The following is a 10,999-nucleotide window of genomic DNA, read 5'->3' as shown; positions in this document are numbered from 1 at the left end:
TGGGTGGAGCATTCGGGACTGGCGCAGGCTTCCCCGGAAGAGGCGGACGCGGTCTCGGGGGCGACTCTGTCCAGCGGGCAGTTGAAGTTTGCCTGGGACTGCAAGGATGGGCAGGGCAGCCCTGTTCCCAAGGGAAATTACCGGTTCTATGTGGAGGGGACGACCCGCTGGGAGAACCGGATTTTGTATGAGGGAACCATTGAGGTCGGCAAAGAGCGGACAACGGTGGAGGCCGCCGTGAAATATACGACCGAGGAAGCCGCGCAGAGCGGCATGATTGGACAGGTGACCGCCGTATATACACCATAAGAGGAGGAATGGACATGGGTAAGAATTACCGTTCGGAGCTTGTGGGGGCCTTCGGGTGCCCGATTGATGAGAATCCAACCGGAGTGATGGAGGAGGCGGCGTTTCAAGCCAAGGGCCTCGACTACCGGTATCTGACGATCAAGGTGAACGAAGGCGACCTGGAGGTTGCCATGAAGGCGGTGCGCGTGCTTCATATGCGCGGGATCAACCTGACCATTCCCCACAAGGTCGAGGTGCTTCGCTATCTGGATGAGCTGTCGGAAGCGGCGGAATTGATCGGCGCCGTCAATATGGTCGTGAATAAGGACGGCAAGCTGTGGGGAGAGAATACGGACGGCAAAGGGTTCTTGACCTCGCTCACGAATGAAGGCATAACGGTGGAGGGCAAGATCGTCACGGTGCTCGGGGCGGGCGGCGCGGCCCGGGCCATCAGCGTGGAATGCGCGCTGGCGGGCGCGTCCAAGGTGTATATCGCCAATCGCGACAGCACGCGCGGCACAGAGCTTGCCGGACTCATCAATGAGCGGACTGGCGCAGCGGCCGAGTATATTCCGTGGGACAAGGCGCTCGAAGTGCCGGAGAATACCGACATCCTGGTCAATGCCACTTCGGTGGGGCTGTACCCGAATGTCAACGATAAACCGGACGTGAACTACGATACGGTCAAGCCGAACATGGCGGTCAGCGACGTGATCTTCAATGATCCCAACACCTTGTTCTTGCAGGAGGCCGGGCGGCGCGGAGCGAAGACCATCAACGGACTCGGCATGCTGGTCAATCAAGGGGCGGTTAATTTCACCTTATGGACGGGAGTCGAGGCTCCTGTCGATATTATGACGCAAACGCTGAAACAGGAGTTCGGGCTGGCCTGAAATCCTCCTGCTTATCGTGAATAATCAGCGCTTTAACTTAAATCCCGGGCAAGCCCTAGCAGGCAGGCTCGGGATTTTTGTATAAAACATTGATTGAAAACGATTTCTTTGGTATATTAGGAATACGAAGTTTACTAAGTATTAAGTAAATTTCTTAGTAAATTAATGAGGTTGTGAGCAAAATGACGAGAATCAAGGATATCGCGGAATCCGCAAATGTCTCAACGGCTACAGTGTCCAGAATATTGAACAATGACCCCTCGCTGTCCGTCTCGGGTGAGACGAGGAAGAGGGTTCTGGAAGCTGTGACTGAACTGAATTACAAGCCTGCAAGAAGAAGGAGAGCCAAAGCGTCCCAGGACAAGGAAGCTTATAGCATCGGTCTTGTTCTGACGAATGATGAAGCCATCGACCCTTATTTCATGTCCATGAGACAAGGCGTGGAGAGCGTGTGCGATCAATATTCGGTCAAGATTGCCTCGGTCTTCAATGTTGGCAAAAGCGATTTTTCCCCGGACAGAATGACCGGTCTTGACGGACTTGTTGTTCTGGGAGACGTCAACAGCGAGGAGCTTAAAGAGGCTTACGGTCAGAATCGCAATATTGTATTTGTCGACTTCTTGCCCGAGGAAGAGAACTATGATGCTGTCATTTCCGACTTTGAAGCCGCTACCCGAAAAATTTTGAACTACCTGTTCAGCGCCGGCCACCGCGAGATCGCCTACATTGGCGGCAAAGGCTTAATCCGTAGCATCCATAATGGCAGAGTGATTGAGAAAGAGGATCTCCGGCTGAGCACCTACAAGAGAATCATGCAGGAAGAGGGACTTTTTCAATCGGAGAACGTTCTGGTAGGAGAATTCGGGCCGATGAGCGGATACACCCTGATGAAGCAGCTCATTGGCAGGAGGCCTTTTCCGAGTGCTGTTGTGGTTGCCAGCGACCCTATGGCCATAGGCGCCATGAAGGCGCTGCATGAAGCAGGCATCAAGGTTCCCGGCGATATTTCCATCTTCAGCTTTGATGATATCGAAGCCTCCGCCTTCCTGAATCCGACGCTGTCCACGGTCAAGGTCCACACGGAAGAGATGGGAAGAACGGCGGTGAAGCTGTTGGTTGACCGCATGAGGAACGACAGAGAAGTGCCGCTAAGAGTAACTTTGCCGACCGAGCTTGTTGTAAGAGAAAGCACAGGGCCCAAAGCATGAACACCATATATCCGCACGCATGCCAGCCGCCAAACTATGCAGATGCTTTCGCAGATGCTGCCAAAACCTTTAAGGAGTGATATTGTCTTATGGGAATTCATTTTGACGCAGAGAACCGACTGTTTCATTTGCAAGCCAAGGACACCAGTTATGTGATGGGAATTGTCCGTGACGGCTTCCTGCTCCACCTATATTGGGGAAGAAAAATCAACGAATACCGCCACTCCAACCGCATCCAACTGCTCGACCGGGGATTTTCCGGAAATCCGTACAAGGAGGACCGCGCCTTCTCCCTCGACACGCTGCCGCAGGAGTATCCTCAATACGGGAATACGGATTACCGGAAGCCCGCTTATCAGGCCCAGCTTGAGAACGGGTCGACAGTATCCGATTTGCGCTACATATCCCATGCCATTGTTAAGGGGAAACCCGCTCTGGAGGGCCTTCCCGCGACGTATGTGGAGAATGAGCAGGAAGCGGAGACGCTGGAAATCGTGCTGGAGGATAACGTATCCGGACTGCGGGTCCTTTTAAGCTATACCGTGTTTGAGCAGTTCAATGTCATTACGAGATCGGTGCGGTTCGCGAACAAGGGCTCCGAGTCCCTGAAGCTGCTGCGGGCGCTCAGTCTTTGCGTGGATTTCCATGACGCCGACTTCGACTTCCTCCATTTGTATGGTGCCCATGTAAAAGAGAGACATATCGAAAGACGGCCGCTCAGACATGGCATCCAGTCCATTGAGAGTTCCCGTGGCGCCAGCAGCCACCAGCATAACCCGTTCATAGCCCTGCTCAGACCTGGCGCGAATGAAACCTCCGGCGAGGTGTTCGCTTTTAACTTTGTGTACAGCGGCAACTTCCTCGCCCAGGCCGAGGTCGATCAGTTTAATAATACAAGAGTGACGGTGGGGATTAATCCTTTTGATTTTAGCTGGAAGCTGGAACCCGGCGAAGAATTCCAGGCGCCCGAGGCGGTTATGGTCTACTCTCCTGACGGACTGGGGGAAATGTCGAGAACCTTCCACGAGTTATACCGCACCCGGCTGACCCGAGGACTTCACCGCGACAAAGAGCGGCCTGTTCTGGTGAACAACTGGGAAGCAACGTACTTCGATTTCAATGCGGACAAAATACTGGATATCGCGAGCGCAGGGAAGGAGCTTGGAATCGAGCTGTTTGTGCTTGACGATGGCTGGTTTGAAAAAAGAAATGACGACAAGTCCTCGCTCGGCGACTGGTTCGTTGACCGGGAGAAGCTGCCGGAAGGGCTGGACAACCTGGCGGAGCGTGTGCAAGCGCTTGGACTCCAGTTCGGGCTCTGGTTCGAGCCTGAAATGATCTCGGTGGACAGCGATTTGTACCGGAAACATCCGGATTGGTGCCTCCATGTGCCGGATCGCCCCCGTTCCGAGAGCCGCAATCAGCTGATTCTTGATTTTTCGCGGGAAGAGGTTTGTGAAGAAATTATCAGACAGGTCAGCGCGATCCTTGGCACGGTTCCGATTTCCTACGTGAAATGGGATATGAACCGCCATATGACGGAGATTGGCTCGGCGTCCCTGCCAGCGGACAGACAGAGGGAGACGGCGCATCGCTACATGCTTGGGCTGTACAAGGTCATGGACGCCATCACTTCGGCCTTTCCCGAAGTTCTGTTTGAGAGCTGCTCCGGCGGGGGAGGAAGGTTCGATCCGGGTATTCTCTACTATATGCCGCAGACGTGGACAAGCGATAATACCGACGCGATTTCCCGGCTCAAAATCCAGTATGGCACAAGTCTTGTGTACCCGATCATTTCGATGGGCTCCCATGTATCTGCGGTTCCGAACCACCAGGTTCACCGGATTACTTCCATGGAGATGCGGGGCGATGTGGCGATGTCCGGCAACCTGGGCTATGAGCTGGATCTGACCAAGCTGACGGATGAAGAGAAAGAGACGGTCAAGCAGCAGGTCGCCAGATACAAGGAGATCCGGAGCCTGATTCAATTCGGCGATTTCTATCGCCTGCTCAGCCCGTTTGAAGGCAATGATACCGCCTGGCTGTTCACAGGTCGCGACAAGAAGGAAGCCATTGCGTTCTATTTCAATGTTCTGGCCGAGCCTGCGGCTCCGCTCAAGTTCCTGAAGCTGAATGGAATCGATGTAACCAGGAAATACCGGCTGGCCGGAACGGATGAGGTATATGGCGGCGATGAGCTGGCTTACGTCGGCCTGAGTATTCCTGCGGAGGCGGAGCGGGATTTCCACAGCCATGTCTGGTATTTTACTGAAGTTTAATTCATAAAGCGAAGTAAAATAAGCAGCCTTTCCCATGCGGAAAGGCTTTTTTACTGTCTTTAGAACTATTTTTCAGATAATGTAAACCAGCTATTGAATGTATGCGTTATCTTTGATATACTTGGTTTAGTAAAAATAACCGGAAGTTAACTAGTTATATTTAAGAAAGCGTTTTACCTGTTGCGAGCAATAGTATACTGGAGGAGGAGAATTAATGAGAACGCTTAACCGGAATTATTGGATTTTTGGGGTATTCTTCATGCTGTACTTCTTTATTTGGGCCGCTTGCACGATGTTCCTATCTCTATGGCTGACTCAGGAGGGCGGGCTTAATTCCACCAAGACAGGGGTTATTTTTTCGGCCATATCGATTGCGGCCATTTGCTTTCAGCCGTTCTTCGGAATCATGTCGGATAAGCTTGGCTTGAAGAAGAGCCTGCTGTGGGTGTTTATCGGACTGCTCATATTCATCGGACCGTTCTTCGTTTACTTGTTTCCGGCTTTGCTCAAGACGAATATTATTGTGGCCGCTGTAATTGGCGGCGCTTACCTGGGAGCAATTTTCAATGGCGGCGTTGGCGCGATTGAAGCGTACATTGAGAGAGTCAGTCATCTGAACGGGTTTGAATACGGACGGGTCAGAGTATTCGGTAACATTGGCGCTGCGGCAAGCACCTTTGTTACAGGAAATTTGTTCAATACGAACCCCGATTTGATCTTCTGGATCGGCACAGGGATGGCCCTGTTGCTGGCGGTCGTGTTCTCTTTTGCCAAGATGGGAAATCCTGAACCTGACGCGGTGAATGCGGATAAAGCGGCGGCGCCCCCCAAAGGCTCTACCCTCGACTTGTTCAAGAATAAGAAGTTCTGGATGTTCGTGCTGTATGTCCTTGGCGTCGGCTGCATCTACGATGTGTACGATCAACAGTTTGCCGTATATTTCACTCATTTCTTCTCCTCGCCGGAGAAGGGAACTCAGGTCTTTGGGAACCTCGTCACGCTGCAAATCTTTTTGGAAGCGATTGTAATGATTCTGGCTCCGTTTATTATCAATAAAATCGGGGCGAAAAATGCCCTGCTGTATGCGGGCTTCATCATGTCCATCCGGATTCTGGGATCAAGCGTGGCGGACGGAGCGGTTGCGATCAGCCTGCTGAAATTAATGCATGCCCTGGAGGTTCCGATTCTGCTGGTAGCGGTCTTCAAATACATCTCGGCCAACTTCGACGCGAGATTGTCGGCAACGATTTATCTGATCGGCTTTCAGTTCTCCAAGCAGGTAGGAGCCATCTTCCTGTCGACCATCGCGGGGAACATGTATGATACGGTTGGATTTAAAAGCGCATACTTGCTATTAGGTTCCATTGCTCTGGTATTCACCGCCATCTCTATCTTCACATTATCCGGCAAAAAGATGGTTATTGTGAAAAATGTAAGCGCTCAAGAAGTGAGCTGAGCCACATAGGGTAGAGAAGTGAAGGAACCGGCATCGTACAAGGAAGCGGATCGGGACTCAACCCTGCCGGTACGGCCACAAGAGCGGAGACCGCCCAAATCCTCTACCGGGTATACAATAAATTGAAGTAAATGCTCGGAACAACCCATCCGTAAGGCAACAGAAGAGTTACGATCGGAGGCCGCTTCCCTTCTTGGGGAGCGGTTGTTCCGTAAGGGACATTTTTCATGATAAGATTGACGGCAAAGGGAGCAAGCTGGATGGAGCGATTTCCCAGGAATATGAACAAAGGAGTTTAACGAAATGGAAGTCATAGTAGATCGGCGAAACGATTCAAAAGTGGCTGTAATCTCAAGCGACAATCTCATTATTGACAGCGTTAATGACGCGCTGGATTTAATGGTGACTGCCCGTTATCATGGGTGTGACAAAATGCTCCTGAGAAAAGAGAGCATCACCGAGGATTTCTTCGAGCTGAGAACAGGGCTTGCGGGGGAGATTTTGCAGAAGTATATCAACTATAATATGATCTTTGCGATTGTGGGCGATTTTGGCGGCTATCACAGCAAGAGCCTGAACGACTTCATCTACGAGTGCAACCAGGGAACAAAAGTGCAGTTCAAGCGAACGGAGGCCGAGGCGCTGGATGCGCTGCATGAGATTGTAGTGTGAATACGGCAGAGAATGTCCGATATATAAGACGTACGGTCCATTGTAACCGGGCGTCTTTTTTCATGCGGCTTCTTGGCGGTGTCCTGATCGTTGAGCATACGCCTGTCTTGCGGTAATGTATTCTTATATAGAGGAGGGAGTTCGAATTGCAATCCGTCACTCCGCAAAGTTACTGGAATCAAGTGTTTGGCCGGATACAAGACATCGGGCTTGAGAATGATTCATCCTGGTTTCAGAGATATCAACCTGACCTTGAAGCATTGCAGGGCAAGCAGGTTCTCGAAATCGGCTGCGGCAACGGAAGCGATACGCGGGTACTTGCGGAGCATGGCTATCAGGTGACCGCCACTGACTTCTCGGAGGCCGCCCTTTCCATAGTCAGGAAAAAGGTGCCGGAAGCGGCTCTTGTCCCGCATGATACGCGGCAGCCGTTTCCTTTTGCGGACAAGTCCTTTGCTGCGGTTATCGCCAGCCTGTCCCTGCACTATTTTGACAAGGATTCGATGACCCGGATTATTGCAGAAATCGGACGTATGCTGAGGCTTGGCGGGCTGCTGCTCATTCGTCTGAACTCGGTCAACAATGCCGAAGCGGCGGAGCAGCAGCCGATTGAACGTTATTACTACACCCTGGACTCTTGCAGAGAATTGTTTACGGGGTGGAAGGAGAGAAGCCTGAAGGAAACGGCCGAAGCTTATTATGGCAAACCGAAAGTCATAATTGAGGGAATATTCGAGCATATCCAAAAAGTAAAAAGCAACAGAGGTGCGGTATGAACCATCATCAACAGGAACGCGCCGGGCTGGAGCGGCTGGAGTCGCAGGAGCGGCTAAGCGGGATACCGCCGGAGGAACTGCTTGACCTGGCGGGGCTTGAGAACGGTGACGATGTGCTCGATATCGGAGCGGGAGGAGGCTACTTCGCATTCGCCGCTGCGGATCGGACGGAGGGGCGCGTGTATGCGGTGGACGCCTCGCCCTATATGCTTGATGTGCTGCGCGGCCGCGCCCGGGATTCGGCAAAGACCAACATCGTGGTGGCCGAAGGCGCCGCGGAACATCTTCCGCTGGAGGATGGCGCGGTCGATATGGCTATTGCGTCGCTCCTGCTGCATATTCTGAGCGCTCCCCGGCTAGCGATTCAGGAAATGCTCCGGGTGCTGAAGCCCGGCGGCCGAGGTCTGATCGTGGAATGGCTGCACCCCCGCGCCGATGGAAAGCCCGGCCACCGTATTTCTCTGGAGTCGATGCGGCTTTATCTGGAGGCTGGCGGCGCATATATCATCAGCGTGAATATCTGGGCGGATACCTATTACTCGATTGTTTTCCAGGCTCCTTTGCCGGCATTGTAAAGAAGGATACCTTATTTCATGAGCTTTGTCTTTTGTAGAAGGATGTATAATAGTTCCAGACAACCTATTGTCCAGTAAGCGGCAAGTCAGGCCTCGGGGTCAAATCATATGTGCATGCATAGCAGAAAATGGAGTTGATGAAGATGTCTTTTGAACATTTAACAGGTAAGAAAGCGAAATTTGACATTGTAAATAGAAATGGCGCTGTGCTTGTGCCTGCGGGTTCCGTCCTTAATGAAGATACGCTCCGTTTGCTTCAGCAGCATGAGATCAACCCCGTGGATGTTCTCGTACAAGCTGCGGAGGTTCCAACGCCGGGTGCTGCTCCCTCGAGGCTGATACAAGAGGCCGCCAATTATTCCAAGACTTTGTTCGACCGGCTTCATTACGACCGCAAGGTGCCCCTGATTGAAATCAAGAACGGGCTGATCCCCGTTGTGCGCCACATCTCCAGGCATCCCGATCTGTTGGAGCTGCTGGAGTCCGTCAAAGCTAAGGATGAATACACTCATCAGCATAATATCGGCGTTGGCGTACTATCCACCCTGATCGGGCAATGGCTGAATCTGGAGGAGTCGGAGCTTGCGCTGCTGTCGCTGGCGGCCACCATGCATGACATCGGCAAGGTCCGGATTCCGCAGGAGCTTCTGATAAAGCCGGGAAAGCTGACGAAAGAGGAGCTGGTTGAAATGAGGCGGCACACCATATACGGCTATGAAATCCTCAAGGGAACCGTGGGCCTAAGCCCGCGTGTCATGCTTGTCGCCTTGCAGCATCATGAACGGCTGGATGGAAGCGGCTATCCCCTGCATTTGAAAAAAGGGGAGATCGACTACTGGAGCCAGATTGTCGCGGTTGCGGATGTGTTCCACGCGATTTCGTCCAAGCGGCCGCATCAGGACCCTATGCCTTTTTACCAAGTCGTTACCTTGATGCGTCAAGGCTCGTTCGGAGAGCTGAACCCGGAAATTGTCTCGCTCCTTCTGGATAAAATGATTCATGCGCTGCTGGGCAAAAAAGTGGTGCTGACCGACGGGCGATTGGCGGAGGTAGTTCACATTAATGCGCTTGATGACCTGCATCCGCTAGTCAAGATCGAGGATTCCCTGCTGGATTTAAGCCGGAACCGAAATATTCACATCAGTCACATCCTGAGCTAGAAATCGAAGCTGCTTGGTAAAAAGAGAAACGGTTGCCTTCCGGGAAGAAGCGCAGCCGTTCTTTTTTGCGCCGGATGGTTGTCCTGCGGCTGCGCGCAAGGGGAGCATGCCGGAAGCAGCCGTTTGGGATGGGCCCGCCGATGGCTTTCCTTCCTCCAGCATGGTATAGTGGACACGAAAAAAGCACAAGAGAATGGAGAACCTTCATGAATGAGCATAAGCGTCCCTTCAAGGGAAACGCAGCATATAGCGGACATCCGAGGGGCAAGCGTTCCGGGAGTGAACGGCGCCCGGAGCGGGCATCGGCAGCAGCGGGCCGGAGTCATGCCGAAGAACTGCGCACCGGAGACCGCATCGTTGTAACGGTCAAGCGGCTTGGCATTAACGGCGAAGGCATCGGATATTACCGGCGCAAGGCTGTCTTTATCGACGGGGCGCTGCCGGAGGAAGTCGTGAAGGCCGAGGTAACGCAGCTTCAGCCGAAGTTCATCAAGGCAAGGCTGCTTGAGGTGGAGAAAAGATCGCCGGATCGTATCGAGCCGCCCTGTCCGGTGTTCGGAGTCTGCGGCGGCTGCCAGATTCAGCATATCTCCTACGAAGGCCAGCTGCGGGCCAAGACGGAGCTTGTGCGGGAGGCATTTTCCCGTTATGCCGGTCTGGAAGAGGTGAAGATCAAGCCGATGCTCGGCATGGAGCATCCGTGGAATTACCGCAACAAGGCCCAGCTCCAGTTGAAAAGGAAGGGAAGCGAGGTCGTCGCCGGTCTGTACGAGGCGGGCAGCCACGACATTGTCGACATCAGCGGGTGTCCGATTCAGCATCCGAAGGTCAACGAAGCCGTGGACAAAGTAAAATCGGTGCTGGAAGAACTCCAGATTCCGCTGCATAAGGAAAGCGGCGCCAAAGAGGGCGTTCGGACGATCGTGGTCCGGTACGGCTTTCAGTCCGGCCATTTGCAGGTAACGCTTGTTGCCGCGAGCGCCAGGCTGCCCCGCCAGGACGACCTCGTAAGGCTTCTCCGATTGACACTGCCGGAGGCAACCGGAATCGCCCTGAATGTCAATCCGAAGAAGACTCCGCTCATCTTCGGAGACCGGACCATTCCCCTGTGGGGCGAGGACACGATGGAAGAGTCGCTGGGCGATTTGCAGTTCTCGCTCTCGCCGCGCGCGTTCTTCCAGCTTAATCCGCAAGCGACGGTCAAGCTGTACGAATCGGTGCGCGCGGCGGCCGGCCTGACCGGCAGGGAGACCGTGGTGGACGCTTACTGCGGCACCGGCACGATTGGCCTGTGGCTTGCGCCTTACGCCAAGGAAGTGCGCGGCATCGAGGCGATCCCGGAAGCGGTGGAGGACGCGAAGCGGAACGCCGCACGCAACGGCCGCAGCAACGTCAGCTTCCATACCGGAGTCGCCGAGGAGCTGCTGCCGCGCTGGGCCAAAGCCGGCCTGACCCCCGACGTCATCGTTGCCGACCCGCCCCGGACGGGACTTGACCCCCGGTTCCTGGAAACGGTGCTGCGCACCAAGCCGAACCGGTTCGTCTATGTCTCCTGCAACCCTGCGACCCTGGCGAAGGACTGCAAGGTGCTGCTGGACGGCGGCTATGCCATCCAGTGGGTCCAGCCGGTCGATATGTTCCCGCAGACGAGTCATGTGGAGTGCGTATTATGGATGGGATGGGGGGGGGGGG

General features: G+C 53.8%; 10 protein-coding genes. All 10 read left to right on the top strand.

Translation table 11 applies throughout. The features are described from left to right. The coding region (locus L692_RS30260; RefSeq protein ID WP_025702769.1) for a DUF2271 domain-containing protein at positions 1-309 on the top strand (309 nt) is incomplete at its 5' end. 14 nt (positions 310-323) lie between these two features. Then, positions 324-1,181, top strand: a complete 858-nt coding sequence (gene aroE / locus L692_RS0125745) for a shikimate dehydrogenase (RefSeq protein ID WP_025702768.1) — start codon at positions 324-326, stop codon at positions 1,179-1,181. A 182-nt stretch (positions 1,182-1,363) separates the two neighbouring features. After that, positions 1,364-2,389 (top strand): LacI family DNA-binding transcriptional regulator, encoded by a 1,026-nt coding sequence (locus tag L692_RS0125740; RefSeq protein ID WP_025702767.1) that lies wholly within the window; start codon positions 1,364-1,366, stop codon positions 2,387-2,389. A gap of 89 nt (positions 2,390-2,478) precedes the next feature. Then, positions 2,479-4,668, top strand: a complete 2,190-nt coding sequence (locus tag L692_RS0125735) for an alpha-galactosidase (RefSeq protein ID WP_025702766.1) — start codon at positions 2,479-2,481, stop codon at positions 4,666-4,668. 214 nt (positions 4,669-4,882) lie between these two features. Beyond that, a complete protein-coding gene (locus L692_RS0125730) occupies positions 4,883-6,124 on the top strand; it encodes an MFS transporter (RefSeq protein WP_025702765.1) in 1,242 nt (413 codons plus the stop codon). A 303-nt stretch (positions 6,125-6,427) separates the two neighbouring features. Further along, positions 6,428-6,796: a DUF4180 domain-containing protein gene (locus L692_RS0125725; RefSeq protein ID WP_025702764.1), complete on the top strand. Its 369-nt coding sequence runs from the start codon at positions 6,428-6,430 to the stop codon at positions 6,794-6,796. Positions 6,797-6,942: 146 nt separating this feature from the next. After that, on the top strand, positions 6,943-7,572 hold the full coding sequence (locus tag L692_RS30255; protein WP_025702763.1) for a class I SAM-dependent methyltransferase: 630 nt from the start codon (positions 6,943-6,945) through the stop codon (positions 7,570-7,572). Continuing rightward, positions 7,569-8,147, top strand: a complete 579-nt coding sequence (locus L692_RS0125715; RefSeq protein ID WP_025702762.1) for a class I SAM-dependent methyltransferase — start codon at positions 7,569-7,571, stop codon at positions 8,145-8,147. The genes L692_RS30255 and L692_RS0125715 overlap by 4 nt, the downstream gene beginning before the upstream one ends. Before the next feature lie 143 nt (positions 8,148-8,290). Next, positions 8,291-9,307, top strand: coding sequence for an HD-GYP domain-containing protein (locus L692_RS0125710; RefSeq protein ID WP_025702761.1), 1,017 nt, complete (start codon positions 8,291-8,293; stop codon positions 9,305-9,307). A 206-nt stretch (positions 9,308-9,513) separates the two neighbouring features. Beyond that, positions 9,514-10,999, top strand: a 1,486-nt coding sequence (gene rlmD / locus L692_RS0125705) for a 23S rRNA (uracil(1939)-C(5))-methyltransferase RlmD (RefSeq protein ID WP_025702760.1), incomplete at its 3' end; no start/stop codon positions are given.

The organism is Paenibacillus forsythiae T98 (assembly GCF_000520735.1).
In the GTDB taxonomy this organism is placed as follows: Bacteria; Bacillota; Bacilli; order Paenibacillales; family Paenibacillaceae; genus Paenibacillus_AQ; species Paenibacillus_AQ forsythiae.
Note: the sequence above shows the minus strand (reverse complement) of the source record. Positions and strands in the feature narration are given on the sequence as shown.